This window comes from Mesorhizobium sp. C264A (assembly GCF_040324515.1).
Lineage (GTDB): Bacteria > Pseudomonadota > Alphaproteobacteria > Rhizobiales > Rhizobiaceae > Mesorhizobium.
This window is the reverse complement of sequence record NZ_JAMYVY010000001.1, coordinates 1,086,054-1,112,036: the sequence shown is the minus strand read 5'-3', so window position 1 is coordinate 1,112,036 and position 25,983 is coordinate 1,086,054. Positions and strand designations below refer to the sequence as shown.

The window sequence follows — 25,983 nt, the reverse complement described above, 5'->3', positions numbered from 1 at the left end:
CTTAGAGCAATTCCAGGAAAAGTGTGAAACGGTTTTCCGTCCGGAATTGCAAAAAACAAAGAACTGGAGCGGTTCGGCGATTCCGTGAAACGCTGAACCGCTCCAGTCCGGCTGAATGTCGTCTGGCAAGGGCAGGCGCGCGGCCTGCCCCGTCAATGATTTAGAGGCCGAGACCCCCGATGCAGACATATTTGGTGTCGAGGTAATCCTCGATGCCCTGGTGTCCGCCTTCCTTGCCGAGGCCCGATTCCTTGACGCCGCCGAACGGCGCTTCCGGCGTGGTGATCAGGCCTTCATTGACGCCGACCATGCCGTATTTCAGGCCTTCCATGACCCGGAAGGCGCGGCCGAGATCGCCGGTATAGAAATAGGCGGCCAGGCCGAACTCGGTGTCGTTGGCGAGTGCAATGGCTTCCTCCTCGGTCTCGAACTTGAACACCGGGGCGATCGGGCCAAAAATCTCTTCCTTCATGAAGCGCATGTCAGGCTTCGCATCGGCGATGACGGTCGGCTGGAAGAATGAGCCGCCAAGCGCGTGGCGCTTGCCGCCGGCAACGACCTTGCCGCCCTTCGACGTGGCGTCGGCGATGAATTCCTCTACCTTCTCGACCGCCTTCACGTCGATCAGCGGTCCCTGCTGCACGCCCTCTTCCAGGCCCGAGCCAACCTTCAGCGCATTGCTGGCAGCGGCCAGCTTCTCGACAAACTTGTCGTAGATGCCGGCCTGCACCAGGAAGCGGTTGGTGCACACGCAGGTCTGGCCTGAATTGCGGTATTTGGCGGTGATGGCGCCGGCGACGGCGCGATCGAGGTCGGCATCGTCGAAGACCAGGAACGGCGCATTGCCGCCGAGTTCCATCGAGACCTTCTTGACGGTGACGGACGACTTCTGAATCAGCAGCTTGCCGATCTCGGTCGAGCCGGTGAAGGTGATCTTCGACACCAGCGGATTGGCGCAGATCTCGTCGCCGATTTCGCCGGCAGCACCCGTCAGGATGTTGATGACGCCCTTGGGGAAGCCGACTTCCTCGGCGAGCGCGCCCCATGCAAGGCCGGAATACGGCGTCTGCGAGGCCGGCTTGACCACGGCGGTGCAGCCGGCGGCAAGCGCGGGGCCAAGCTTGCGGGCAAGCATCGAGGAGGGGAAATTCCACGGCGTGATGGCGGCAATGACGCCGACCGGCTCCTTGGTCACCAGGATGCGGCGATCGCCCCATGGCGATGGCACGACATCGCCATAGGTGCGGCGGCCTTCCTCGGCAAACCACATGATATAGGCGGCGGCCGAACCGATCTCGCCCTTGGATTCGGCGAGCGACTTGCCCTGCTCGATGGTGAGCAGTTCGGCCAGCACATCCTGATTGTCCATCATCGCGTCATGCAGCTTGCGCAACAGCTTCGAGCGCTCAAGCGCGGTCGTCTTGCGCCAGGTCTTGAAGGCTTCGCTTGCGGCTTCGATGGCGCGGCGGGTTTCCGCCTTGCCCGACTTCGGCACGGTGCCGATCTTGAGACCGGTGGCCGGGTTGTTGACGTCGACCGTCTGGCCGCTGTCGGCCTGCACCCATTCGCCGTTGATGAGATTGGCCTGGCGCATGAAATGGCTGGTTTTCTGCAGCATGGTCTAGCCTCCGTTCGGCGCACTGACGGGCCGGTTTCCTGGATCTCTTGAACGAGCGTGCACAATGGCGGCGGAGCCGACACGCTGAAGCCACTGCTCTTTACCTAGGGCAAGCCCGGCAAGCAATTGCAAGATGGCATATAGGCTTTGGGCCAGCCCAACGCCAGAGAAAATTCACATGTAAATTAGTTTGGGCCGCAGCCTTGCCAAAGACCAGCCTTGCCAAAGACCAGCCTTACAGAAGACCAAGCCTACCCAAAGACATGCACCACCACCGTCAGCCAAAAGGCGGTTGTAACAACCGCGCTTGCCGTGGCGATGGTCATCTGGTTCGACGCCAGCGCCTGGCCGGTGTTGAACTGCACGGCGATGAGATAGGAATTGATGCCGGACGGCAGCGCCGCCACCACGACCGCCACTTTGGCCGTCAAGGGCGGCAGGCCAAACAGCCAGACCAGGCCGAGCACCAGCGCCGGCATCAGGAACAGTTTCAGCGTCGACAGCGCCAGCGCCGGTCGGATGTTACCGGAAATGCCGAAACGGCGCAGGCTGAGCCCCATGGCGAACAGCGCCACCGGCCCGGCGGTGTTAGCCAGCGCATCGGCCAGTCGCATGGCAAGGTTCGGCAGCGGCGCGCCGGTGAGGCGCCATGCCAGCCCGGCCAGGATGCCGATGATCAACGGATTGGTGAACAGTCTTCTCAGAAAGCTCTGGATGATGTGCAGCGGGTGTACGGGCTCGCTGCCGCCGCGGCCAAATATCTCGAACATGATGATCGAAGCCATCATCATGGTCGGCAGATGCACGGAAACGAGCAGCGACAGCACTTCGAATCCGCTGGACCCGAATACGCCGAGAACGAAGGGAATGCCCAGCAACACCACATTCGAGAAGGACGACGACACTCCACCGACGATGCCGGCGCGCGCGTCCCGCCCAAAGATCCGTGTCGTCACCAGATGGCCGGCGGCCCATGTCATTGCAACCGCCGTGAAGTAAGCGCCCCACAGCGACCAGGGCGCCACGCCGTGGAAATCCGAATTCACCATCGTCCGAAACAGCAGCAGCGGCATCGCGACGTTGATGGCGAATTCGGAGATGCCGTCCCCGCTGGCCGGTTTCAGATAGCCGGTGAGCCCGGTGACATAGCCGAGCGCGACGAGGCTGAAGACGAAAAGAACGGTTTCGGTGAGCGGAGACATTTTTCAGGGATAGGCGAGCCCGGATTCCAGTGCAATCGCCATGATCTTCAGAAACTGATCCTCGATCCGCCCGGCGCCTGAATTTGATCATGGTCGGGTGGCAGCGCTATACAGGCTTGGGATCATCAGGGCGGACACACAGCGAATGGTTGCGACGCCGAAACAGCGTCATTTCAGACAGGGGTGGCTGGTCAGACAAGTGTGGCTGGTCAGACAGGGGTGGCTGGCGGGTTTCGTCGCTATACTGCTTTGCCTTGGCGTATCTGAGGCCCAGGCCGCCGAGACCAAAAGTCTCAGGGGCGTGGCGCTGATCATCGGCCAGTCGAAATACGAACACATCGCAGCCCTTGCCAACCCGGCCAACGACGCCCGCGACATGGCCAAGATGCTGACCGACCTCGGCTTCGACGCCCGCAACGTCACCGATCGCGATGCCGCCAAGCTGAAGCGCGATCTCGATCGGTTTGTCGAGGACGCCGAAGGCGCCGACGTCGCCTTCATCTATTATTCCGGCCACGGCATCGAGGCGGGCGGCGAGAATTATCTGGTGCCGGTCGATGCCGACGTCTCGTCGTTGAAAAATGCCGGTGAGGCGCTGGTGCCGATTTCAGCCGTCATGGACGAGCTGAAAAAGACCGTGCCGGTGACGATCGTGCTGCTTGACGCCTGCCGCACCAACCCGTTTCCGCCGGACGCGGTCGTGCGCCGCGGGCCGACGGCTTCCGCCGAGCCTGTCGGCGCCGGCGGGCTGGAACCGGTGCGCGGCGCCAAGGCGCTTGCCAGTGCCTCAGTGGATGATGCTAGCCTGGGAACCGTGGTCGGCTTCGCCGCCGAGCCGGGCCGACCGGCGCTCGATGGCGCCGCCGGCCAAAACAGCCCCTACGCCGCCGCCCTGCTGCGCCACCTCACGGCGATGAAAGGCACCGAGTTCGGCTCGGTCATGCGCATGGTCACCGAGGAAGTCTATCTCGACACCAAGGCAAAGCAGCGCCCCTGGGTCAGCGAGAGCCTGCGTCGCCTGCTCTATTTCGGCGTCGCGCCGCCGGAACCGACCGGCGACGACGGGCTGATCACCGGTGAGCGGCGGCAATTGCTGCTGACCATTTCCGACCTGCCCGATCCCAAGCGGGCTCAGGTGGAGTTGGCTTCTCTCCAGGACGGCGTGCCCCTTGACGCGCTCTACGGCGTGCTCAAGGCGCTCGGCACGGAAAAGATCCCTGAGGATCCCAACGACCTGCAGAAGGTGCTGGACAGCCAGGCTGAGCGTCTGAAGAAGATGATGGCCGAGCGCGCCGCGCTGCGCACCGACGATCCCGAGATCAGTCGCCTGGTCGCATCCGCCGACAAGGCCATAGGCCAGGGCGCCATGGTGACGGCGCGCAAATTCCTCGACGACGCGGTCGGCCGGATCGAGGAAAACAGCGGTGCGGTCGACGAGGCCGAGGACCTGCTCCGGCAAAAGCGCATCGCCGACGCCGCCATCTATGCCAAACGCGCCGACGCCGCCGCGCTGGTCTTCGACTACAAATCCGCCGCCAACGACTATGCCAAGGCGTATTCGCTGGTCGAGAAGTGGGACGAAAAGCTGCGCTGGAACTACAAGAACCAGGAGGCCGAGGCGTTGAACGCTGATGGCTACGCCACCGGCGACCTCGATGCGCTGCAGCACTCCATCGAGGCCTATCGCACCATCTTGAACTTCATCCCCAACGGCGAACAGAATCGCGACTGGGCAATCACCCGCAACAACATGGCGGTGGTGCTGCAGACCATTGGAGAGCGCGAAACCGAGACTGCGCATCTCGAAGAAGCAGCGGTGATTTTCCGCGATTCGCTGGTGGTGTTCGAGCGCGAGAAGGACGACCGCAACTGGGCCGCGGCGCAGAACAACCTGGCCAACGTGCTTCTGAAGATCGGCGAACGCGAGAGCGACCCGAAGCGTCTCAATGAAGCGGTGGCGGCGACGCGCGCCACCCTTGAGAAGCGTCCGCGCGACAAGCTGCCGTTGGACTGGGCCGGTTCGCAGAACAATCTAGGCCTCGCGCTCTATGCACTCTCCGAGCGTGAGCCTGCCGGCGAGCATCTCACCCAGGCGGAAGCAGCCTACCGGCTGGCGCTTGAGGAATACACACGCGAGAAAGCACCCGTGGAATGGGCGATGGTCGAGAACAATCTCGGCAACACGCTTGTAACGCTTGGCATCCAGCTCAACGACAAGGCGAAGATCAACGAGGCGGCCGACGCGTTTCGCGCCGCGCTGGAAGTGCGAACCCGCGAAACTTTCCCGGTGTCCTGGGCGACCAGCCGCCTCAACCTGGGCAATGCGCTGAGCGGTATCGCCCGCTTCGATATGGGTACGGCTACGCTCGAAGAAGCTGCTGCTGCCTATGACGACGCTCTGACGGTGTTTACCCGCAAGCGCTTCCCGATGGACTGGGCGTCAGCCCAGAACAATCTCGGCTCGATCTATCAGACGCTGGGCCAGCGCACGCGTGATGCGGCCAAGCTGGAACAGTCGGCGGCAGCCTTCCAGGCGGCACGGCAGGTCTATGTCAGGCGGAAGTTCCCGCAGGACTGGGCGATGAGCTACTACAATCTCGGCAACACGCTGCAGCTTCTCGGCGGCGTCACCGACAAGCCCGAGCATTACAGCGAGGCGGTCGACGCCTACGGCAATGCGTTGCGCGAGTACAAGCGCGAGACCAACCCGCGGCAATGGGCAATGGCCCAGGCCGGCCTGGGCTCGACGCTGCACTGGTTGAGCATGAGCAATGGCGATGCCAAGACGCTGCAGGATTCGATTGCGGCGCGGCGGGCAGCGCTCGAAATACTCACCATCGAGGCCGCGCCGGTCGACTGGGCCAACGCTCAAAATGGCATCGGTATGAGCCTGCTCAATCTCGGCAATCTCCAGCGGACCGACAAATATCTCAACGACGCCGAAGCGGCGTTCACGGCGGCGCTGAAGGTGTTTACGCGCGAAAGTCAGCCGCTGCAGTGGGCCTTCGAGCAGAACAATATCGGCGACGTCCACTGGAACCGCGCCAGCTATGGCGCGGGCAAGCCGGAATATCTCAAGGCGATCGAATTCTTCGAGAACGCCAAGCAGGGCTTCACCGAAGCCGGCTACACGATCCCTATCCCGCTCACCGATCAGAAGATCGAGCTGGCGAAGAAGCAAATGGCGAAAATGTGAAGCGAACCGAGGGTTCGCCTTTCGCTTGTCTTTGTGCCGGCTTTCCGATCCCTATATCAGAATGACCGGAGCCGGCATCCGGCTCCCGGAAAGGTTTCGATGATTCGATTTGTGCTGTCGCTGTTCCTGCTTGCTGTTCCCGCCGTCGCCCACGCGACCGACGCCGGCTGGGCGCTGCTGCGTGACGGCGGGCATGTCGTGCTGCTTCGCCACGCACTGGTCACCGGCACCACCGACCCCGCCAATTTCGTCATCGACAACTGTGCCACCCAGGTCAATCTATCGGCGCGCGGCAAGCAGCAGGCGAGCAAGATCGGCGCGCTGTTCGGCGCCCGCGCCGCCCCCATCGAGCGGGTGCTGTCCAGCCGATATTGCCGCTGCCTCGACACTGCCCGCATCGCCTTCGAAGCGGAGCCGGAGCTTTTTGCGCCGCTCGACCTCCTGAGGAGCGATCCGACCGAGAAGGCCGCGCAGCTCGACGCGGTGATGAAGGAAATCCGCGCCTACACCGGTTCCGACAATCTGGTCATGGTCACGCATCTCGAAAACATCGTCGCGCTGACCGGCGTCTCGCCGCGCGAGGGCGAAGCGGTGGTGGTCGAGCCGCAGGGCGATGGCTTGCGCGTGCTCGGCCGCGTCACGTTCTGAGAAAGCCAGTGGTCAAGCTCCCTAAAAACTGATCTGACGTAACGTCAACTGGAAGGGCCGCCGGCTTGTCGGGCAGCCCTTCTTGTCTTTATGGGAAGGCCATACCATCTGCGCCCCGCGCATCAGGCCTTTTCCTGCCGGGAAAAACCGATTAGACAGCGCCCAAACCAGATGCGGACAGATTCCGCCCGCAACCGAAGGAAGAGCCCTTGTCCACCACGTTCGACAAAGTCGCCAAGATCATTGCCGACACCAGCGAGATCGATATCGACACCATCACTCCCGAGAGCCACACGATCGACGATCTCGGCATCGACAGTCTCGATTTCCTCGATATCGTCTTTGCCATCGACAAGGAATTCGGCATCAAGGTGCCGCTGGAAAAGTGGACCCAGGAAGTCAATGACGGCAAGGCTTCGACCGACGATTACTTCGTCATGAAGAACCTGTGCGCCAAGATCGACGCGCTGGTCGCCGCCAAGACCGCCTGATATCGGCTGGCGCGCGGCCTTGACGGGCTGCGCCGCCTGACCCACAAAGCCGCTCATGAGCAGCCCTCGCGACGTCGTCATCACCGGTATCGGCCTTGTCTCCTCGCTGGGAGAGGGTCCGGATACCCACTGGCAGAAGCTGGCGCAGCCCGGCCTGCAGCCGGTGCTCGAAGCCGCGCGCTTTGCGCCCTACACCGTGCATCCACTGCCGGAGATCGACTGGAACCTGCAGATCGCCAAGCGCGGCGACCAGCGGCAGATGGAAACATGGCAGAGGCTGGGCACCTATGCCGCCGGCATGGCGCTGGACGACGCCGGCATCAAGGGCAATGACGAGCTCTGCACGACCATGGACATGGTTGTCGCTGCCGGCGGCGGCGAGCGAGACGAGGCGGTCGATGCCGCCATCCTCGCCGCGTCCGAGAGCCGCAACGACCGCGACGTGCTGCTCAACGAGAAGCTGACCACCGAATTGCGGCCGACGCTTTTCCTGGCCCAGCTCTCCAATCTGCTCGCCGGCAACATCTCCATCGTCCACAAGGTGACGGGATCGTCGAGGACCTTCATGGGCGAGGAAGGTGCCGGCGTCGCCGCCGTCGAGACCGCCGCGGCGCGCATCCGCTCCGGACAGTCGACCCACATACTGGTAGGTGGCGCCTTCCAGACCGAACATTCCGACATGCTGCTCGGCTATGAATTGGCCGGCTATCTGCATCGCGGCCCATGGAAGCCGGTCTGGCAGAGACAGGGCGCCGAGGGCGGTGGCCTGGTCTCCGGCTCCGGTGGCGCCTTCCTGGTGCTGGAGCAGCGCGAACACGCGCAAAGGCGTGGGCGGAAAATCTATGCCGAGCTCGGACCGGTCGTCTCAGGCCGCGCCCGGCGCTCGCGCGGCGAGCTTGACGCCGAGATCGCGGCATTGCTCAAACAGGCGGCTCTCCCGAACGGCAAGTTGCTGGCCCTGTCGGGCGCATCCGGGGCGCATACCGCAACGTCAGCCGAAAAGTCAGCGCTGGATGCCAATCCGGCGATATCGGCGCGCGGCTTCGCCACGCTGACCGGGCATATGAAGGAAGCGCAGTTTCCATTCGCGGTCGCCCTCGCCGCCCTGGCCGTCGACCGCAAGGCCGCCTACCCCGTATTCGACGCCGCGGCCGAGAAGCGGTTCGAAGGCATTCCCGAAACCGTGCTCGCAACGGCGATCGGCTATCACCAATTCGAGGGCATGGCGCTGGTCAACGCTGCTTGAAGCAGCGCTGCGCGATCGTGCTGCAAAGTTAAGAGGTTCCGGATGGCCAATCTCAGAGATCACATGGGCAGGCCGATCGTCGCCGTCACCGGCATCGGCGTGGTAACGTCGCTCGGCATCGGCAAGGCCGATAACTGGGCGGCACTGACCTCCGGCAAATCGGGCATCCACCCGATCACCCGCTTTCCCGTCGACCACCTCAACACCCGCATCTCCGGCATGGTCGACTTCCTCGACTCAAGCTCGAAAGGCGCCAGCCTGCTGACCTACGAGCTGGCCGAAACCGCAGCGAAGGAGGCGGTGGCCGAATCCGGCCTCGATTCCTCTGATTTTGGCGGGCCTCTGTTCCTCGCCTCGCCGCCGGTCGAACTCGACTGGCAGGATCGCTTCGCGCTCTACAATTCCGACGGCAAAGGCGCCGGCGCCGAAAGGCTGCTCAGGGTGGCGCGCGGGCTGAAGGAAACAGATACGTTCGCAAGCACGCAGTTCGGCGCGATCGCCGACCGGCTGGCCGACCGCTTTGGCACGCGCGGCCTGCCGATCACGCTGTCGACGGCCTGCGCTTCGGGCGCCACCGCCATCCAGCTCGGCGTCGAGGCGATCCGGCGCGGCGAATGCGACCGGGCGCTGTCGATCGGCGCCGACGGTTCGGCAACCGCCGAGGCGCTGATCCGCTTTTCGCTGCTCTCGGCGCTGTCGACCCACAATGACATCCCGGAAAAGGCGTCAAAACCCTTCTCCAAGGACCGCGACGGCTTTGTGCTGGCCGAAGGCTCCGGCGCTCTGGTGTTGGAATCGCTTGAGGCGGCCCTTGCACGGGGCGCAAGCGTTCTCGGCATCCTGCGCGGCTGCGGTGAAAAGGCCGACGATTTCCATCGCACCCGTTCCAAGCCCGACGGTTCCCCGGCGATCGCAGCAGTGCGCGCCGCTCTTGCCGATGCCGGCTTGAGCAAGGACGAGATCGACTACGTCAACGCTCACGGCACCTCGACACCGGAAAACGACAAGATGGAGCATCTGTCGCTGTCGACCGTGTTCGGCGATCGCATCGGCTCGATGCCGGTCTCGTCCAACAAGTCGATGATCGGCCACACGCTGTCGGCGGCCGGCGCCGTCGAAGCGGCGTTTTCGCTGATGACCATGCGCGAAAGCGTCATTCCGCCGACCATCAACTACGACAATCCCGACCCGGCAATCGTGCTCGACGTGGTGCCCAACAAGAAGCGCAATGCCGAAGTCGGCACCGTGCTCTCGAACTCGTTCGGCTTCGGCGGCCAGAACACTTGCCTTGTCATGGCGCGGGAACCGGTCTAAGCGACCTTTTTCAGCCAGACTGACAGGCCCCATGCGCGCACTGCAACTTATCGAGGACCGCCGTCTTGAAACGGTGGACCTGCCGCCCCCGCCGCCCCCCGCATTGGGCGAAGTCACGTTGCGCATCAAGGCGGTGGCGCTGAACCATATCGACGTCTGGGGCTGGCGCGGCATGGCGTTCGCCAAGCGCAAGCTGCCGCTGGTCGTCGGCGCCGAAGCCTCCGGCGAGGTCGAGGCTGTCGGCCCCGGCGTGTCCAGCCTGCTGCCCGGACAATTGGTATCGATCTACGGCGCGCGCACCTGCGGCCTTTGCCGCGCCTGCCGCGAAGGCCGTGACAATCTCTGCGAACATGTCTCGGGTGTCCACGGCTTCCATCTCGACGGCTTTGCGCAGGAGAAGATCAACCTGCCGGCGCGCCTGCTGGTCCCTGCCCCTCCCGGCGTGACCGATGTCGGCGCTGCCGTCGCCCCTGTCACCTTCGGCACCGTAGAGCACATGCTGTTCGACAATGCCAAGCTGCAGCCCGGCGAAACCATCCTCATCCATGCCGGCGGCTCCGGCATCGGCTCGGCGGCGATCCAGCTGGCCAGGCGCATGGGTTGCACCATCATCACCACGGTCGGCTCCAACGACAAGATCGACAAGGCCAAGGCGCTCGGCGCCGATCACGTCATCAACTACCGCGACGACCGTTTCGAAGGCGTCGTGCGCAAGCTCACCAGGAAGAAGGGCGTCGACGTCGTCTTCGAGCATGTCGGCGCCGACACCTTTGCGGCCTCGATGCTGTGCCTCAAGCGCGGCGGCCGCCTGGTCACCTGCGGCTCGACCTCCGGCGTGTCGACGCAGATCAATCTGATGCAGCTGTTCCAGCAGCAGCTGAAGCTGCTCGGGTCCTTCGGCTGCCGCATGGAGAACATGGCCAACGCCATGCAGAAGATGGCGGCGGGACAGGTCGCACCTGTCATCGACACCGAGGTCGGCTTCGACGGCATCGACGCCGCGTTGAAGCGCATGGAAGGCCGCGACGTGTTCGGCAAGATCATCCTGCGCGTTTCCTAGGACTATGGCCGGCTCGGTGTTCAAGAAAGCCCGCCGGGACTTCATGTTCCGCTATGGCCGAAGACTGCGCCAGATGGAGCACTGGCTGGTGGCGCGCGTGGCGATGACGATCATATCGCTGCTGCGCCTCTTGCCCGCGGACAGGGCGCTCAATTTCGCCGACCGGGCGGCCCGGCGCATCGGTCCGTGGGTCGGGCGCCACCGCGTCGCCATCAACAATCTGCGCCTTGCCTATCCCGAAAAGAGCGATGTCGAGATCGAGGCCATCGCCTCCGACATGTGGGGCAACATGGCCCGGCTCGCCGCCGAATACATCTTTCTCGACGCGCTCTTCGACTATGATCCGAACGCAGCGACGCCCGGCCGCGTCGAAGTTGGCGGCGCCGATCATTTCCATCAGATAGCTGGCGAGGACAAACCGCATATCCTGTTCACCGGCCATCTCGGCAATTTCGAACTGCTGCCGGTGGCTGCCGCGACGTTCGGCATGAAGATCACGGCGCTGTTTCGTCCGCCGAACAATCCTTACCTCGCCGATTATATCCATTCGACGCGGCGTTCGAGCATGGGCGCCTTGCTGCCGTCTTCGACCGGCGCCTCCTTCGCGCTGGCGTCGATTCTGGAGAAAGGCGGCAATATCGGCGTGCTGGTAGACCAGAAATTCTCTAGCGGACTGGAGACAATCTTCTTTAACCGCCCATGCCAGAGCAATCCGGTTCTGGGCATGCTCGCCCGTCACTATGATTGCGACGTCTATCCGGCGCGATGTGTGCGGCTGCCTGGCAACCGCTTCCGCCTCGAGATCGAGGACAAGCTGACCTTGCCGCGCAATGAAAGCGGCAGCGTCGATGTCGCGGCCACCACCCAACTGCTCGCCAACGTGGTCGAGCGCTGGGTGCGCGAGGATCCGGGACAGTGGATGTGGTTCCACAAAAGGTGGGAAATCTCGGGCCGGCGTCGGCGCCGGCGCGGACAGGCCAACGCCACCGGCCAGCGGCAGCGTCAATCTTAAGTCGTCGATAGCCTCAGTTCGTCACAACGATCCGCGTATTGCCGAAGCCGACTTCGCGCACCATCGCATAGAACATCGCGGCATTGGCGGTGTGCAGCCGCACGCAGCCATGCGATGCGGGACGCCCTAGCTGCCTGACCGCGCCGGTGCCGTGGATGGCGTAGCCGCCATGGAAGAACACCGAGTAAGGCATTGGCGACATGTGGTATTTTTTCGAATACCACATCCTCGCCGTGCGTTGCGGCCGATAGGTGCCGCGCGGCGTGAAATAGCCACTGCGGGCGGTCGACACGCTCCAGCGATAAAGCACCTGGCCGTATTGGCTGACGGTCATGGTCTGCGACGAGACGTCGATGCTGGCCACCAGCGAGGCAGCCCTGCTTTCGATGGACGTGCCGAACAGCATCGCAGCAAAAGCAGCTGCCATGAGAACGATTTTAGTCATGAGATCAAACCCCTTTGATGCCCCTTGCCTGCCCTGTCATCACGCGGTTTTTCATCTTTTTAACGACAGGTGAGTGATCTAACACACACTCCTTGATAAATTCGCCAATCTAAAGCAGCGAATTTGAACGATTTTCCGCCATAGTTGCCGCTGCGACACGAAGTTTCGGCGCCAGTGGCGCGATGCTTGCAAAACCACCCCCTTGCCTGCTCAAATCCGGGAATGAACAAACGACTCTTCAAAGCGATAGACGCCCGTGTTGATGACTTGGTCGCACTGACCGCCGACCTGATCCGCTTCCCGACCATCAACCCGCCTGGCGAAGCCTATCGCCCCTGCGCCGAATATATCGGTGCGCGCCTAGGCAGGCTTGGCTTCGAAACCGAATTCATCCGCGCCGAAGGCACGCCCGGCGACACCGACCGCTATCCCCGCGTCAATGTCGTCGCCCGCTTCGACGGCCGCTCGCCTGGAGCCTGTGTCCATTTCAACTCCCACATCGATGTGGTCGAAGCCGGCGAGGGCTGGAGCGTCGATCCCTTTGCCGGCGTGGTGAAGGACGGCAAGGTCTACGGGCGCGGCGCCTGCGACATGAAAGGGGGCATGGCCGCCTCGATCATCGCGGCGGAAGCCTTCATGGAGGTATTCCCCGACTTTCCTGGCGCCATCGAAATCTCCGGCACCGTCGATGAAGAGTCCGGCGGCTTCGGCGGCGTCGCCCATCTGGCGAAGCTTGGCTATTTCTCGAAACCCAAGGTCGACCACGTCATCATCCCCGAGCCGCTGAACAAGGACCGCATCTGTCTTGGCCATCGCGGCGTCTGGTGGGCGGAGATCGAGACCAAGGGCGAGATCGCGCATGGCTCGATGCCGTTCCTCGGCGACAATGCCGTGCGCCACATGGGCGCCGTGCTGCAGGCCTTCGAGGATGAACTGTTTCCGGCGCTCGACCGCAAGGTGACGCGCATGCCTGTCGTGCCCGAAGGCGCAAAGCGCTCGACCATGAACATCAACTCGATCCATGGCGGCCAGACCGAGGATTTCCGCCCCGGCCTGCCCTCACCCAACGTGCCCGACGCCTGCCGGCTGACCATCGACCGCCGCTTCCTGCTCGAGGAGGACCTTGCCACGGTCAAGAGCGAGGTGACCGATATCCTCGACCGGCTGAAGCGCGAGCGCAAAAAGTTCGACTACGAGATTCGCAACCTGATGGAGGTGCTGCCGCTGATGACCGAGCGCGACGCGCCGGTGGTCAAGGCGGTGGCGCAAGGCATCATGGCGATCTTCGACCGCGAGCCGGATTATGTCATTTCGCCAGGCACTTACGACCAGAAACACATCGCCCGCATCGGCCACATCTATGATTGCATCGCCTATGGCCCGGGCATTTTGGACCTCGCCCACCGGCCCGACGAATGGGTCGGTATCTCTGATATGGTGGAGTCGGCCAAGGTGATGGCGATCGGGCTGAATGTGCTGCTCAGAGGCACGGCCGCGGACTGAACCATCGACTTCGCTGAAAAAACATTCCTCCCCGCGCCGCTGCAGAGCACGAAACGCAATTTACTCCACCTCGAAATCACGCTTCTATCGCACCAGGGTTCGAGCATTTGGGAGTTGCACGATGAAATTGTGGAAAACCATTCTTGCCGCCGCGGTGCTGGCACTGGCCGGCAGTCAGGCATTTGCCGCACGCACCGACCTGGTGATCGGCATTACGCTCGAGCCGCCACATCTCGATCCGACCGCCGGTGCTGCCGCGGCGATCGACGAAGTGCTCTACGCCAACGTCTTCGAGGGCCTGACCCGCATCGGTCCGAATGGCGAAGTGCTGCCCGACCTTGCCGAGAGCTGGGCCATTTCCGACGATGGCAAGGTCTACACCTTCAAGCTGCACACCGGCGTCAAATTCCATGACGGCAGCGATTTCGACGCCGGCGACGTGAAGTTCTCGCTCGACCGCGCCCGCGCCGACAATTCGGTCAACGCGCAAAAAGCCCTGTTCGCCTCCGTCGATACGGTCGAAGTCGTCGATCCGACTACGGTCAAGGTGACGCTGAAGAACCCGCAGGGGTCGTTCCTCTACAATCTGGGCTGGGGCGACGCGGTGATTGTTGCGCCCGAGAGCGCCGACACCAACAAGGAAAAGCCCATCGGCACCGGCCCGTTCAAATTCCAGAGCTGGGCCAAGGGCTCGTCGATCACGCTGGTGAAATCGGACACTTACTGGGGCGCCCCGGTGTTCCTCGACAAGGCCGAGTTCCGCATCGTTCCCGACGCCGCCGCGGCCGTGCCGGCGCTGCTCTCGGGCGACATCCAGGCTTTCCCTTTCTTCGATCCCGACAGCGTCGCGCAGGTCAAGGACGATCCGCGCTTCAAGGTGGTGATCGGCTCGACCGAGGGCGAGACCATTTTGGCGATCAACAACAAGAAGCCGCCTTTCGACAAGCTCGAGGTGCGGCAGGCGATTGCCTTTGCGCTCGACCGCAAGGCGATCATCGACGGCGCCTCGGCCGGCCTCGGCGTGCCGATCGGTTCGCACATGTCGCCCGCCAGCAAGGCCTATGTCGACCTCACCGGCCTGTACCCGCACAATGTCGACAAGGCCAAGGAGCTGCTGAAGCAAGCCGGCTTCGAAAACGGCATCAAGGCGACGCTGAAACTGCCGCCGCCTTCCTATGCACGGCTTGGCGGCGAGATCATCGCCTCGCAGCTGCGCGATGTCGGCATCGACCTGGAAATCATTCCGGTCGAATGGGCGCAGTGGCTGGATCAGGTGTTCACCAAGAAGGATTACGACCTGACCATCGTCTCCCACACCGAGCCCGGCGACATCGATATCTATTCGCGCAAGGACTACTACTTCAACTACGACAACCCCGCCTTCGACAAGATCATCGCCGAGCTGAACCTCACCTCCGACGACGCCAAGCGCAACACGCTGCTCGGCGAAGCACAGAAGATCCTGGCCGACGACGCCGTGGTCGGCTTCCTCTATGAACTGCCGAAGGTCGGCGTCTGGGACGCCAAGCTGCAGGGCCTGTGGGAGAATGCGCCGATCCAGGCGAATGATCTGACCAAGGTGAAGTGGACGGATTGAGGCGGCGCCCGACAGGCAACAGTGTGCATTCCTTCACACCCCCCTCTGCCCTGCCGGGCATCTCCCCCGCAAGGGGGGAGATTGGGCTCTCATCTCCGCTTTCGCCTATCGCGAACGTTGAACGCTGGTCGACGACACGGAAACTGCTGATCTCCCCCCTTGCGGGGGGTGAGGAGTGGTCCGCGCAGCGGACGGAAAGCCAACTGCTTGGCTTTCCGAACAACGAACGCCCGAAGCGACAGCGAAGGGCCGGGTCCGGCAGGACAGAGGGGGGTGTGACAGAACGCTGCCTTTGCTCAGTCATCGCACTTGGCAACGCACCATTCCCTCCACCATGACCGCCTACCTCCTCAAACGCCTCGCCATCGCCATCGCAACCTTGATCCTGGCCTCGATGATCGTTTTCGCCGTGCTCGAAATCCTGCCCGGCGACCCGGCGCGGCTGATGCTCGGCCTCAACGCCAGCGCCGATCAGGTCGAACTCCTGCGCAACCAGATGGGCCTCAACGCACCGCTTCTCCTGCGTTACCTCCACTGGGTCGGTGGCCTGCTCAGCCTCGATTTCGGCCGCTCCTACACTTATTCGGTGCCGGTCATCGACCTTGTCCGCGAGCGCATGGCGGTTTCCCTGCCGCTGGCGCTGATCGCGCTGGCGCTGTCGACCATCATTGCCATCCCGGTCGGGCTCTATTCCGCCAGCCGGCGCGGGCGGGCCGGTGACACGATCGCCATGGGCGCCGCCCAGCTCGGCGTCGCCATCCCGAACTTCTGGTTCGCGCTGATGCTGATCTACCTCTTTGCCGTCTGGCTGCGGCTGGTGCCGGCCGGCGGTTTCCCCGGCTGGAGCGCCGGCGCCTGGCCGGCGCTGAAATCGCTGCTGCTGCCGGCCGTAGCACTCGCTCTGCCGCAGGCCGCGATCCTGGCTCGCGTTGCCCGCTCCGCGCTGCTCGAGGTGCTGAACGAGGATTATATTCGCACCGCCCGCGCCAAGGGCCTGCCCTATCGCGCTGTGCTGTGGCGGCACGCGCTGCGCAATGCGATGATCCCGGTTCTGACCATTCTGGGCCTGCAATTCGCCTTCCTGCTCGCCGGCACCATCATCATCGAGAACGTCTTTTATCTGCCTGGTCTGGGACGGCTGGTGTTCCAGGCGATCACTCAGCGCGACCTGATCGTGGTGGAAAGCATCGTCATGCTGCTGGTCGTCGCCGTCATTGCAGTCAACCTCGTCGTCGACGTCTCCTACGCCATCGTCGATCCGCGCCTTCGAGGCCGGCAATGACGCTGCACATCGACATCCCGCAGGAGACGTTGGGCAGCATTCTGGCCAAGGCCTTCCGCAACCGCTCCTTCCTCATCGGCTTCGCCATCACGGTGCTGGTGGCTGCAATAGCGGTCATCTCCTACGTCTGGACGCCCTACGACGTGACCAAACTGGTGATCTCGGACAAGACGCTGGCGCCCTCTGCGGCGCACTGGTTCGGCACCGATCATTTCGGCCGCGACATCCTGTCGATGATCATGGTCGGCGCCCGCAACTCAATTGCCGTGGCGCTGGTCGCGGTCGGCATCGGCATGGGCGTCGGCGTGCCGCTCGGCGCCTTCGCCGCGGCGCGCGGCGGGTTTGTCGACGAGGCGCTGATGCGGCTGAACGACCTCGTCTTCGCCTTCCCGGCGCTGCTGTCGGCGATCATGATCACCGCCATCTTCGGACCGGGCGCAATCAACGCCATCATCGCAATCGGCATTTTCAACATCCCGGTGTTTGCGCGCGTCGCCCGGGCAGGTGCGCTGGCGATCTGGCCGCGCGAATTCATCCTCGCCGCGCGCGCCGCCGGCAAGAGCAAGACGCAGATTACAATCGAGCACGTGCTGCCCAACATCGCCACGCTGCTTCTGGTGCAAGGCACCATCCAGTTCGCGCTCGGCATTTTGGCCGAAGCCGGCCTCTCCTATGTCGGACTCGGCGCCCAGCCGCCAATGCCGAGCTGGGGCCGCATGCTGTTCGACGCTCAGACGCGCATGGTGGTGGCGCCTTGGATGGCCATCTTCCCCGGCATGGCCATCGTCGTCACGGTGCTTGGGCTCAATCTGCTCGGCGACGGCATCGCCGACATACTCGACCCGAAATCGCGGCGGCAGCGATGAGCCTGCTGCAGATGGAGAACCTGTCGCTGGCCATCGGCGACACGCCGATCCTGAAAGGGGTCGACCTCTCCGTCGCGCCCGGCGAGGTGATGGGGCTGGTCGGCGAATCCGGCTCGGGCAAATCGATGACGGCGCTGACCATCATGCAGCTTCTGCCGCATGCTGCGCGCGCCACCGGCCGCGTGACCTTCGACGGCATCGATATTCTGGCCGCAACCGAGGACCAGATGTGCGCGCTGCGCGGCGACGACATCGGCATGGTGTTCCAGGAACCTATGACGGCGCTTAACCCGGTCAAGACGATCGGCGAGCAGGTCGCTGAAGGCATACGCCGGCACACCAGGGCAAGCCGCGCGGAAGCCGAAGACCGGGCGCGCAAAATGCTCGACCGCGTCGGCCTGCCCGAGGCCAAATTCCCGCTGTCGCGCTATCCGCACGAACTGTCGGGCGGCCAGCGCCAGCGCGTCGTCATCGCCATTGCCTGCGCATTGAAACCCAAGCTGCTCATCGCCGACGAGCCGACCACGGCGCTCGACGTGGTGCTGCAGGCGCAGATCCTCGACCTCTTGCGCGGCCTTGTCAGCGAAAACCGCATGGGCCTGCTGTTGATCTCGCACGATCTCGCGGTCGTCACCGAAATGACCGACCGCATCACCATTCTGCGCCATGGCGAGGTGATGGAAGCCGGCGACACCGCACGCACGCTGTCGGAACAGCTGCATCCCTACACGCGCCAGCTGGCGCTGGCCTCCATGCACGTGCCCGCCCGCGCCAAGGTTCACGCCGCCGGCCAGGGCAAACCGCTGCTTGAGGTCGAAGGCGTGACACGGGACTATCCGGGCCGGCGCACCTCCCTGTTCAAGTCAGCGTCTCCGATCCGCGCCGTCGACGACGTGTCCTTGTCGCTGGCGCCGGGCCAATCGGTGGCGCTGGTCGGCCGCTCCGGCTGCGGCAAGTCAACGCTTGCCCGCATGATCCTGGCGCTCGACAAATCGACATCGGGAACGATCCGCTTTCGCGGCGAGACCATCACCGGCAAAAGCGAGGCGGAGCTCAAAGCCGCGCGGCGCGACATGCAGGTGGTGTTCCAGGATCCCTACGGCTCTTTCGACCCGCGCCAGAAGGTCGAGAAACTGGTCGCCGAGCCGCTGCATGTACTGGAAAAGAAGCCGACACCGGCCGAGCGGCGCGAGATGGTGGCGCATGCGCTGCACGAGGTCGGCCTCGGCGTCAGCGACATGGACAAATATCCGCATGAGTTTTCCGGCGGCCAGCGCCAGCGCCTGTCGATCGCCCGCGCCATCATCACAAGGCCGAAGCTGGTCGTCGCCGACGAGCCGGTCTCGGCGCTCGACGTGTCGATCCGCGCCCAGATCCTCGATCTGTTCGCAGAGCTCAACCAGAAGCTCGGCATCGGCTATCTCTTCATCACTCACGATTTGACCGTCGCCCGCGCCATCACCGATGAGGTGCTGGTCATGCATGACGGCAGGATCGTCGAGCGCGGCAAGACCGGCGACGTGCTCGATCATCCGCAGTCGGAGGCGGCCAGGGCGCTGGTCGCGGCTGCGCCCGATCTGCATCGGGCGATCGCTCACCGTATGCAGGAACAGGGGTGAGTGACCGGTTCGCGCAGCGAATTCATCGTGCCAGTGGCACGATGAAAGGTCACGAACGCTGGGACGCTGCGAAGCAGCGGGGACCCGGCCGGGCGGCCGTTGCCCCTGGTCTGCCTCACTCCTCCGGCTTCACCACATCGACCGGGCTGATGTCGAGCAAATCGAGCGTGCGGCGCAACAGCCGCACTTCGCTCTCGGCCAGTTTGGAATCGGCTTTGGCGATCTCCGCCATGTGGAGCGCCAGCAACTTGCGCCGTTCGACATCGAGATCGCGGAACAGCGCCATGGCTTGCGAACCGTTGGTCTCGTAGCCGAAATCATTGAGATATTCGATGACCGCGTCGATGCTGCTTTCCGGGATGCCGAAGGCGTCCTTGCAGATGCGCCGGAAGGCGACCATCTCGCTCTCCGAAACCGAGCCGTCGGCCAGGATCATGCGAAACAGCATCAAGAGTTCCGCCGACAGCACCGGGTCGTCGGCAACCTTGCGCACGCCGGGGTCACCATCGAAGATCGAGCGTATCTGGTCGAGCAATGCCATCGCCAACAGTATCCCTTTTCCGAGTCCGCTCAGTGCACATGACCCAAAATTGCCCAGCGGTATTGGGATAATGACATGCACCACAGGAAATCCAAGCGCAACGCGCTTGGATGGACGTAGCGCGGAATCGGCCTTGCGCAAACCAGATGGCCATGAGAAGGCGCGGCATCACCTTTCCCGCCGGAATGTTCAGAAATCCCGATGCTCCACCTCGCTACCCACACCGTCATCATGCTTGCCTTGGCCGCCTTTGCAGCCGGCTTTGTCGATTCGATAGCCGGCGGCGGCGGGCTGATCACCATCCCGGCCCTGCTGCTTGCCGGATTCCCGCCGGTCGCAGCGCTTGGAACCAACAAGCTGCAGGGCATTTTCGGCACCGCTTCGGCGACCATCCACTATGCCAGGAATGGCCATGTCGATCTGCGCCGACAGCTGCCATCGGCGCTTCTGGCCCTTGCCGGCAGTGCCGTCGGCGCCTTGCTGGCGGCATTCGTGCCGGGTGATCTCCTGCGGGCGCTGCTGCCGCTGCTTTTGATCGCCATCGCGATCTACTTCGCCGTGAAACCCAACATGAACGATGTCGACCGCGCCGAGCGCCTGTCGCACTTCCTGTTCGGGCTGGTCATCGCCCCTTTGGTCGGCTTCTATGACGGGCTGTTCGGGCCGGGAGCCGGCTCCTTCTACATGCTGGCCTTCGTCAGCCTTGCCGGCTTCGGCGTGCTCAAGGCGACGGCACACACCAAGCTGCTCAATTTCGCCTCCAACATTGGCGGCTTCATCGTCTTTGCCGTCGCCGGCGTCGTCTACTGGAAGATCGGGCTGATGATGGGCGTCGCCCAGTTCCTCGGCGCCCGGCTCGGCGCCAGCCTTGCCATCCGCATCGGCGCAAGGCTGATCAAGCCGCTGCTGGTGATCATCTGCCTGTCGCTGGCGGTGAAGCTGCTGGCCGACCCGGCGAACCCACTGCGCCAGCTGATTGGTGTATAGGCCCACGCCTGATAGAATGCCGTTGTACGAATCATGTTGGAGGGACCACACATGAATCTTAGTGCACCCACTCAGCTTGTTTTCATCATCTCCCTAGTTATCGCCATCATCGGCGTGCTCGCCGCGCTTGGCGTTCTTGCGTTCATTCCTCTGGCTGCGGTGTGGATTGTCCTCATCGCATACATTGTGCTTGCCGCCGCCTGCCTGATGCGCGGCGCCTAGGCACCCGCGACCTCTGCAATTCGAAGCGCCCGGTCAAAAGCCGGGCGCTTTTGCTTTGGATGCATGGTCTGTTAGGGTCTTCCGCGGAAGGATGGCCACGAAGCAAAGCGGACGCGCAGACCCGAGGATGACGAAACGGTGGACGGCCCTACCTCGCTAACCCAAAAATCGCATCGCAATCGAGATGGCGCTCCAGTTCGGCTGCGATCTCGTCCAGAGCGTTTTCCACGTCCGCCCGATAGTCGACGCCGCCGCCTTTCACGCCGAGGCTTTCCAGGAATCTCGCTCGGAAAGCGTCGGCGGAAAACAGGCCGTGCAGATAGGTGCCAAAAACCTTGCCATCGGCGGAAATGGCACCGTCGTCGATGCCGTTGATCACAGCCGACGGCCGCGCCATGTCCGGCCCGGTGGTACGGCCGAGATGGATTTCGTAGCCCTCGAGCGCCAGGCCGAACGGCACCGAGCGCGCGCTGACATTGCGCACCGTCTTTTCCGGTTCCATCACCGTCTCGATGTCGAGCAGACCAAGACCTTCCGCCTCGGTGACGCTGCCCTCGATGCCATCGGGATCGCGCACCAGGCGGCCGAGCATCTGGAAGCCGCCGCAAATGCCGACGATATGGCCGCCGCGTTTGCGGTGCGCGAGGAGATCGCGATCCCAGCCATTCTCGCGGAATTTCATGAGATCCCCGATCGTCGATTTGGAACCGGGAATGACCACCAAGCCGGCATCCTCCGGCAAGCGCTGCCCCGGCGGCACGAACACCACTTCGACCTGCGGCTCGGCCTTGAGCGGGTCGAGGTCGTCGAAATTGGCGATGCGGCCAAGCATCGGCACGGCGACCTTCAACGCCCGCTTCTCGCCCGATGCCATGCGTTCGAGCACGACCGAATCCTCCGAAGGCAATCGCGCCGCCGCCTTCAGCCACGGCACGACGCCAAAGCAGCGCCAGCCGGTGAAACTTTCGATCGACCGGATGCCGTCGTCGAACAGCGAGACATCGCCGCGGAACTTATTGATGAGGTAGCCGACGATCATGCGCCTGTCTTCCTCCGGCAGGATCAGATGCGTGCCGGCGACCGAAGCGATGACGCCACCGCGGTCGATGTCGCCGACCAGGATGACCGGCACGGCGGCGCGCGTGGCAAAGCCCATATTGGCGATGTCGCGGCTGCGCAGGTTGATTTCGGCCGGCGATCCGGCGCCCTCGACGACGACCAGATCGGCGCCCTCACCGACCTTCGTCCAGGACTCCAGCACGGCGTCCATCAGCCCCGCTTTCATTGCCTGGTAGTCGCGCGCTCGCGCCTCGCCGAACACCTTGCCCTGCACGATCACCTGCGAACCGATGTCGCTCTGGGGTTTGAGCAGCACCGGATTCATATGCACGGTCGGCTGAACACCACACGCCAGCGCTTGCAGCCATTGCCCACGGCCAATCTCGCCGCCGCCGGGGCGGTCGTCGCCCGGAATGTCGGCGACGGCGGCATTGTTCGACATGTTCTGCGGCTTGAACGGCCTGACTTTCAGCCCGCGATTCCTGGCCGCGCGGCAGAGCCCCGCCACCAGCACCGTCTTGCCGACATCCGAACCCGTGCCTTGCAGCATGATCGCCTTGGCCATGCTCAGCCCCTGCCCTGCGCGCCGGAAACGGTCGATTTCTGCGCCAGCGGCCCGCCGCGCCAGATGTAGAGCGCCAGCAACGCTTCGCTGCCGGTGCGCATGGCATGGCTGACATTGGAGGCGTGATGGATAATTTCGCCCGCCTGGCGGGTGCGAAAGCCGCCTTCGCCCATGCGCCACTCGGTGCCGCCGGTCAGCGGAATGTAGATCTCCTCGGCAATGTGATGATGGTCGGGATAGGTGATGCCGGGCCCCAGGATCAGCAATCCGGCCGCGACCTCTTCATTGGCGAAATGGCCGCGCGTGCCAAACACCTCCAGCCAGCCGTATTTCTGCAAGAACGCTTCACCAAAATCGCTCGCGTTGTAGGTCTGCCCCCAGCACAGATCGTCACGACGCTCCGCCAGCAGTTGCACCAGAGGCTGCGGGTCCGGCGGCGCCAGTTCGACAATGCGGTCGAGCAGACCAAGGCAAGGCAGCGGATGCGCTTCGAGCACGCGCGCCGTCATATTCCAGCCGATCCGGGTCACGGCGTCCCGCACCAGCGCGTTGTCCACGCCCCGGAGATAGGCATGGAAGCGGTCGAGCAATTCGTCGAAATATGTCGGCACGCAATGCTCCGTTGATCCATTCATGCACAGCGGCTGCGCGGCGAGCCGGGTTGCGCGGCGGCATCATTGGTCTAGATTGAGCGGCGCGCAAAGCCAAAAACAACAGGCCAGCAAGCCAACCCCAGCTGGGGAACACAGGGAGCACGCCATGGACGCCGCGGTCGATGCGAGCACCAGCCAGTTCGAGCTCAACGAGGAACAGCGCGCCATCCAGGAGATGGCACAGGCCTTCGCCGCCGATCGCGTTGCGCCCAATGCGCTCGAATGGGACCGGGCAAGACACTTTCCCGCCGATGTAATCCGCGAGACCGGCCCGCTCGGCCTCGGCGGCATCTATGTCAGGGACGATGTCGGCGGCTCGGCGCTCGGCCGGCTCGACGCCGTGCTGATCTTCGAGGCACTGTCGCACGCCGATCCGGCGTTTTCCTCCTTCATCTCGATCCACAATATGGCGGCGTCGATGATCGATCGCTTCGGCGACGACGAGCAGCGCCAACGCTTCCTGCCGAAGCTGACCTCGATGGAATGGCTGGCGAGCTACTGCCTGACCGAGCCGGGTTCAGGCTCGGATGCCGCGGCGCTGAAGACGCGCGCGGTGAAGAACGGCAACGACTATGTGCTTAACGGCGCCAAGCAGTTCATCTCCGGGGCCGGCGACAGCGACCTCTATGTCGTCATGGCGCGCACCGGCGCCGACGGGCCGAAGGGCATTTCCACCTTCGTCGTGCCGAAGGATGCGCCCGGCCTCTCCTTCGGCGCCAACGAGCACAAGATGGGCTGGCACATGCAGTCGACCCGCCAGGTGATCTTCGAGGACTGCAAGGTGCCGGCTGCAAACCTGCTGTCGGGGGAAGGCGCAGGTTTCGGCATCGCCATGGCCGGCCTTGACGGCGGCCGCCTCAACATTGCGGCATGCTCGCTCGGCGGCGCGCAATCGGCGCTCGACAAGGCTTTGGCCTATACCGCCGAGCGCAAGGCTTTCGGCTCGAAGATCAACCAGTTCCAGGCGCTGCAGTTCAGGTTGGCCGACATGGAGACCGAATTGCAGGCAGCGCGGATCTTTCTCTACGCCGCCGCCTCGAAACTCGACCGCAAGGCGCCGGACGCCGGCAAATGGTCGGCCATGGCCAAGCGCTTCGTCACCGACATCGGCTTCAACGTCGCCAACGAGGCGCTGCAGCTGCATGGCGGCTACGGCTATCTCCATGATTACGGCATCGAAAAACTGGTGCGCGACCTGCGCGTCCACCAGATCCTCGAAGGCACCAACGAGATCATGCGCGTCATCATCGCGCGGGCGTTGATCGGACGGCAGTAGGCAGTAGGCAGTAGGCAAAGATGACCGGCAAGATCAACTCGTACAAGGATCTTATCGTATGGCAGCAGGCGATGGATCTGGCTGTCAGCACCTACTCATTGACCAAGACATGGCCCAAAGAGGAAATATATGGGCTGACCAGCCAAATCCGCCGTTCAGCAACCTCTATCCCTGCAAACATCGCGGAAGGCTATGGCCGAGACAACCGAGGCTGCTATCAGCAATTTCTCAGGATAGCCCAAGGCTCGCTTAAGGAGTTCGAGACACACCTCCAAATCGCTCAACGCATTGGCGTTGCCACGCATGGGCAAGCTGAGCACCTGCTTCTGGCGGCCGAGGCCATCGGAAAAATGCTTCGCCAACTTATTCTCAAACTCGCACCCGAATAGGTCGCCCTACTGCCTACTGCCTACTGCCTACTGCCTACTGCCTACTGCCTACTGCCTACTGCCTACTCATCATGGAGCACCGCTATGACCACCATCGCCTTCATTGGTCTCGGCAATATGGGCAGCCCGATGGCTGCCAATCTCGTCAAGGCGGGGCACGCGGTGCACGGCTTTGACCTGATGCCGGAAAACCTCACCGTCGCCCACGAGCATGGCGTCATTGTCACGGCGAATGCCGTGGCGGCGGTGAAAGACGCCGATGTCGTGATCACCATGCTTCCCGCCGGCAAGCACGTGCTCTCGGTCTACGAGGACATCGCACCCAAGGCCAAACCAGGCGCCCTGTTCATTGATTCCTCGACCATCGATGTCGAGTCGGCCCGCAAGGCGCATGCCGTAGCAAGGAAGCACGGGCTGCATTCGATCGACGCCCCCGTCTCCGGCGGCACCGGCGGTGCTGCTGCGGGAACGCTGACCTTCATGGCCGGCGGCGCCAAGGATGCCTTCGCCAAGGCCGAACCGGTCCTGAAGCCGATGGCAGGCCGCATCGTCCATTGCGGTGACGACGGCGCCGGTCAGGCAGCCAAAATCTGCAATAACATGATGCTCGGCATTTCGATGATCGGCGTCGCAGAGGCCTTCGTGCTGGCCGAAAAGCTCGGCCTCTCGCATCAGGCCCTGTTCGACGTTGCCTCGACCTCGTCGGGCCAGTGCTGGTCGCTGACCACCTATTGCCCGGTGCCGGGTCCCGTGCCGGCCTCACCCGCCAACCGCGACTACAAACCGGGCTTTGCCGCAGCACTCATGCTGAAGGACCTGAAACTGGCGCAGGAGGCGGCCCAAAGCGCCGGCGCGGTGACGCCAATGGGGGCCGAAGCGGCCCAGCTTTATGCGCTGTTCAACGCCCAGGGAAATGGCGGATCGGATTTTTCCGGCATCATAAATTTCCTTCGCGGCAGTTCTCTATAAGTTTCGAATTTGGCAGCGCTTTTCTCGATTTTTATTGCGCGGAAAAATTGCAAATTTAGATTTGCTTAAGCTCTCGATAACCCGGCGGTAACGATGTGCCTATATAACGGATGGCGAGGCGGACATATCGCATCCGCCCGGCGCTCCGGATCAGGTCTCGCGTACCGGAGCCCGTAAGTTTCGCAAGTGTATTGTTGGCGAAATGCCATGCGTATCTGGCAAA

At 63.4% G+C, this 25,983-nt stretch carries 23 protein-coding genes; 17 read left to right on the top strand and 6 right to left on the bottom strand.

All coding sequences use genetic code 11. The features are described from left to right. Positions 1-160: 160 nt before the first annotated feature. Both NKL04_RS05355 and NKL04_RS05350 read right to left on the bottom strand, forming a co-directional pair. Entirely contained in the window at positions 161-1,618 is a 1,458-nt protein-coding gene (locus NKL04_RS05355) for an NAD-dependent succinate-semialdehyde dehydrogenase (protein ID WP_023670445.1), read from the bottom strand. A 251-nt stretch (positions 1,619-1,869) separates the two neighbouring features. Beyond that, the gene (locus tag NKL04_RS05350) at positions 1,870-2,820 is read right to left on the bottom strand and encodes an AEC family transporter (RefSeq protein WP_023700298.1); all 951 of its coding nucleotides are present in this window, start codon (positions 2,818-2,820) and stop codon (positions 1,870-1,872) included. A gap of 145 nt (positions 2,821-2,965) precedes the next feature. Between NKL04_RS05350 and NKL04_RS05345 the strand changes: the two genes are divergently transcribed. The 7 genes from NKL04_RS05345 (at position 2,966) to NKL04_RS05315 (ending at position 11,787) form a co-directional block, all read left to right on the top strand. Further along, positions 2,966-6,016, top strand: coding sequence for a caspase family protein (locus NKL04_RS05345; RefSeq protein ID WP_245271365.1), 3,051 nt, complete (start codon positions 2,966-2,968; stop codon positions 6,014-6,016). A 99-nt stretch (positions 6,017-6,115) separates the two neighbouring features. Continuing rightward, positions 6,116-6,664: a histidine phosphatase family protein gene (locus NKL04_RS05340; protein ID WP_023670442.1), complete on the top strand. Its 549-nt coding sequence runs from the start codon at positions 6,116-6,118 to the stop codon at positions 6,662-6,664. Between the two features lie 209 nt (positions 6,665-6,873). After that, on the top strand, positions 6,874-7,155 hold the full coding sequence (locus tag NKL04_RS05335) for an acyl carrier protein (RefSeq protein WP_010909964.1): 282 nt from the start codon (positions 6,874-6,876) through the stop codon (positions 7,153-7,155). 55 nt (positions 7,156-7,210) lie between these two features. Further along, positions 7,211-8,401, top strand: coding sequence for a beta-ketoacyl-ACP synthase (locus NKL04_RS05330; protein ID WP_023700300.1), 1,191 nt, complete (start codon positions 7,211-7,213; stop codon positions 8,399-8,401). A gap of 42 nt (positions 8,402-8,443) precedes the next feature. Continuing rightward, complete coding sequence (locus NKL04_RS05325) at positions 8,444-9,715, top strand: beta-ketoacyl-ACP synthase (RefSeq protein WP_023700301.1); 1,272 nt, start codon at positions 8,444-8,446, stop codon at positions 9,713-9,715. Positions 9,716-9,746: 31 nt separating this feature from the next. Beyond that, a complete protein-coding gene (locus NKL04_RS05320; protein WP_023681745.1) occupies positions 9,747-10,775 on the top strand; it encodes a zinc-binding dehydrogenase in 1,029 nt (342 codons plus the stop codon). 4 nt (positions 10,776-10,779) lie between these two features. Then, on the top strand, positions 10,780-11,787 hold the full coding sequence (locus tag NKL04_RS05315) for a lipid A biosynthesis lauroyl acyltransferase (protein ID WP_031209203.1): 1,008 nt from the start codon (positions 10,780-10,782) through the stop codon (positions 11,785-11,787). A gap of 13 nt (positions 11,788-11,800) precedes the next feature. Here NKL04_RS05315 and NKL04_RS05310 read toward each other — a convergent pair whose 3' ends face one another. Continuing rightward, entirely contained in the window at positions 11,801-12,232 is a 432-nt protein-coding gene (locus tag NKL04_RS05310) for a L,D-transpeptidase (RefSeq protein WP_023681747.1), read from the bottom strand. 222 nt (positions 12,233-12,454) lie between these two features. Here NKL04_RS05310 and NKL04_RS05305 point away from each other — a divergent pair, with 222 nt between their 5' ends. The 5 genes from NKL04_RS05305 (at position 12,455) to NKL04_RS05285 (ending at position 19,099) form a co-directional block, all read left to right on the top strand. After that, positions 12,455-13,735: an acetylornithine deacetylase/succinyl-diaminopimelate desuccinylase family protein gene (locus NKL04_RS05305; protein WP_023700303.1), complete on the top strand. Its 1,281-nt coding sequence runs from the start codon at positions 12,455-12,457 to the stop codon at positions 13,733-13,735. 121 nt (positions 13,736-13,856) lie between these two features. Next, complete coding sequence (locus NKL04_RS05300; protein ID WP_023700304.1) at positions 13,857-15,332, top strand: ABC transporter substrate-binding protein; 1,476 nt, start codon at positions 13,857-13,859, stop codon at positions 15,330-15,332. A gap of 334 nt (positions 15,333-15,666) precedes the next feature. Then, positions 15,667-16,614, top strand: coding sequence for an ABC transporter permease (locus tag NKL04_RS05295; protein WP_023700305.1), 948 nt, complete (start codon positions 15,667-15,669; stop codon positions 16,612-16,614). Further along, positions 16,611-17,480, top strand: coding sequence for an ABC transporter permease (locus NKL04_RS05290; RefSeq protein ID WP_023700306.1), 870 nt, complete (start codon positions 16,611-16,613; stop codon positions 17,478-17,480). Before NKL04_RS05295 ends, NKL04_RS05290 begins: the two co-directional genes overlap by 4 nt. Next, a complete protein-coding gene (locus NKL04_RS05285; protein ID WP_023700307.1) occupies positions 17,477-19,099 on the top strand; it encodes an ABC transporter ATP-binding protein in 1,623 nt (540 codons plus the stop codon). Before NKL04_RS05290 ends, NKL04_RS05285 begins: the two co-directional genes overlap by 4 nt. Positions 19,100-19,214: 115 nt before the next feature. Here NKL04_RS05285 and NKL04_RS05280 read toward each other — a convergent pair whose 3' ends face one another. Next, positions 19,215-19,646 carry a TerB family tellurite resistance protein gene (locus NKL04_RS05280; protein WP_023700308.1) on the bottom strand — a complete coding sequence of 144 codons (432 nt, stop codon included), beginning with the start codon at positions 19,644-19,646 and terminating at the stop codon, positions 19,215-19,217. A gap of 195 nt (positions 19,647-19,841) precedes the next feature. Between NKL04_RS05280 and NKL04_RS05275 the strand changes: the two genes are divergently transcribed. After that, positions 19,842-20,627, top strand: coding sequence for a TSUP family transporter (locus NKL04_RS05275; RefSeq protein WP_023700309.1), 786 nt, complete (start codon positions 19,842-19,844; stop codon positions 20,625-20,627). A gap of 51 nt (positions 20,628-20,678) precedes the next feature. Beyond that, the gene (locus NKL04_RS05270; RefSeq protein WP_023670429.1) at positions 20,679-20,849 is read left to right on the top strand and encodes a hypothetical protein; all 171 of its coding nucleotides are present in this window, start codon (positions 20,679-20,681) and stop codon (positions 20,847-20,849) included. A 148-nt stretch (positions 20,850-20,997) separates the two neighbouring features. Here the strand turns inward: NKL04_RS05270 and NKL04_RS05265 are convergent, their stop codons facing one another. Both NKL04_RS05265 and NKL04_RS05260 read right to left on the bottom strand, forming a co-directional pair. After that, the gene (locus tag NKL04_RS05265; protein WP_352723376.1) at positions 20,998-22,473 is read right to left on the bottom strand and encodes a cobyric acid synthase; all 1,476 of its coding nucleotides are present in this window, start codon (positions 22,471-22,473) and stop codon (positions 20,998-21,000) included. A 2-nt stretch (positions 22,474-22,475) separates the two neighbouring features. Next, positions 22,476-23,084, bottom strand: coding sequence for a dimethylsulfonioproprionate lyase family protein (locus NKL04_RS05260; RefSeq protein ID WP_023700311.1), 609 nt, complete (start codon positions 23,082-23,084; stop codon positions 22,476-22,478). A 148-nt stretch (positions 23,085-23,232) separates the two neighbouring features. On the opposite strand from NKL04_RS05260, the gene NKL04_RS05255 reads away from it, so the two are divergent. From NKL04_RS05255 to mmsB, 3 genes are all read left to right on the top strand, one after another. After that, positions 23,233-24,402: an isobutyryl-CoA dehydrogenase gene (locus NKL04_RS05255; RefSeq protein WP_023700312.1), complete on the top strand. Its 1,170-nt coding sequence runs from the start codon at positions 23,233-23,235 to the stop codon at positions 24,400-24,402. 20 nt (positions 24,403-24,422) lie between these two features. Beyond that, positions 24,423-24,791 carry a four helix bundle protein gene (locus NKL04_RS05250; RefSeq protein WP_023700313.1) on the top strand — a complete coding sequence of 123 codons (369 nt, stop codon included), beginning with the start codon at positions 24,423-24,425 and terminating at the stop codon, positions 24,789-24,791. Positions 24,792-24,875: 84 nt separating this feature from the next. Next, positions 24,876-25,760, top strand: coding sequence for a 3-hydroxyisobutyrate dehydrogenase (gene mmsB / locus NKL04_RS05245; RefSeq protein WP_023700314.1), 885 nt, complete (start codon positions 24,876-24,878; stop codon positions 25,758-25,760). The last annotated feature ends 223 nt before the right edge of the window (positions 25,761-25,983 follow it).

Bases quoted from the DNA above. Each gene is read 5' to 3' on its own strand.
- NKL04_RS05355 (WP_023670445.1), bottom strand. From the start codon at position 1,618: ATGCTGCAGAAAACCAGCCATTTCATGCGCCAGGCCAATCTCATCAAC.
- NKL04_RS05350 (WP_023700298.1), bottom strand. From the start codon at position 2,820: ATGTCTCCGCTCACCGAAACCGTTCTTTTCGTCTTCAGCCTCGTCGCG.
- NKL04_RS05345 (WP_245271365.1), top strand. From the start codon at position 2,966: ATGGTTGCGACGCCGAAACAGCGTCATTTCAGACAGGGGTGGCTGGTC.
- NKL04_RS05340 (WP_023670442.1), top strand. From the start codon at position 6,116: ATGATTCGATTTGTGCTGTCGCTGTTCCTGCTTGCTGTTCCCGCCGTC.
- NKL04_RS05330 (WP_023700300.1), top strand. From the start codon at position 7,211: ATGAGCAGCCCTCGCGACGTCGTCATCACCGGTATCGGCCTTGTCTCC.
- NKL04_RS05325 (WP_023700301.1), top strand. From the start codon at position 8,444: ATGGCCAATCTCAGAGATCACATGGGCAGGCCGATCGTCGCCGTCACC.
- NKL04_RS05320 (WP_023681745.1), top strand. From the start codon at position 9,747: ATGCGCGCACTGCAACTTATCGAGGACCGCCGTCTTGAAACGGTGGAC.
- NKL04_RS05315 (WP_031209203.1), top strand. From the start codon at position 10,780: ATGGCCGGCTCGGTGTTCAAGAAAGCCCGCCGGGACTTCATGTTCCGC.
- NKL04_RS05310 (WP_023681747.1), bottom strand. From the start codon at position 12,232: ATGACTAAAATCGTTCTCATGGCAGCTGCTTTTGCTGCGATGCTGTTC.
- NKL04_RS05305 (WP_023700303.1), top strand. From the start codon at position 12,455: ATGAACAAACGACTCTTCAAAGCGATAGACGCCCGTGTTGATGACTTG.
- NKL04_RS05300 (WP_023700304.1), top strand. From the start codon at position 13,857: ATGAAATTGTGGAAAACCATTCTTGCCGCCGCGGTGCTGGCACTGGCC.
- NKL04_RS05295 (WP_023700305.1), top strand. From the start codon at position 15,667: ATGACCGCCTACCTCCTCAAACGCCTCGCCATCGCCATCGCAACCTTG.
- NKL04_RS05290 (WP_023700306.1), top strand. From the start codon at position 16,611: ATGACGCTGCACATCGACATCCCGCAGGAGACGTTGGGCAGCATTCTG.
- NKL04_RS05285 (WP_023700307.1), top strand. From the start codon at position 17,477: ATGAGCCTGCTGCAGATGGAGAACCTGTCGCTGGCCATCGGCGACACG.
- NKL04_RS05275 (WP_023700309.1), top strand. From the start codon at position 19,842: ATGCTCCACCTCGCTACCCACACCGTCATCATGCTTGCCTTGGCCGCC.
- NKL04_RS05270 (WP_023670429.1), top strand. From the start codon at position 20,679: ATGAATCTTAGTGCACCCACTCAGCTTGTTTTCATCATCTCCCTAGTT.
- NKL04_RS05265 (WP_352723376.1), bottom strand. From the start codon at position 22,473: ATGGCCAAGGCGATCATGCTGCAAGGCACGGGTTCGGATGTCGGCAAG.
- NKL04_RS05255 (WP_023700312.1), top strand. From the start codon at position 23,233: ATGGACGCCGCGGTCGATGCGAGCACCAGCCAGTTCGAGCTCAACGAG.
- NKL04_RS05250 (WP_023700313.1), top strand. From the start codon at position 24,423: ATGACCGGCAAGATCAACTCGTACAAGGATCTTATCGTATGGCAGCAG.
- mmsB (WP_023700314.1), top strand. From the start codon at position 24,876: ATGACCACCATCGCCTTCATTGGTCTCGGCAATATGGGCAGCCCGATG.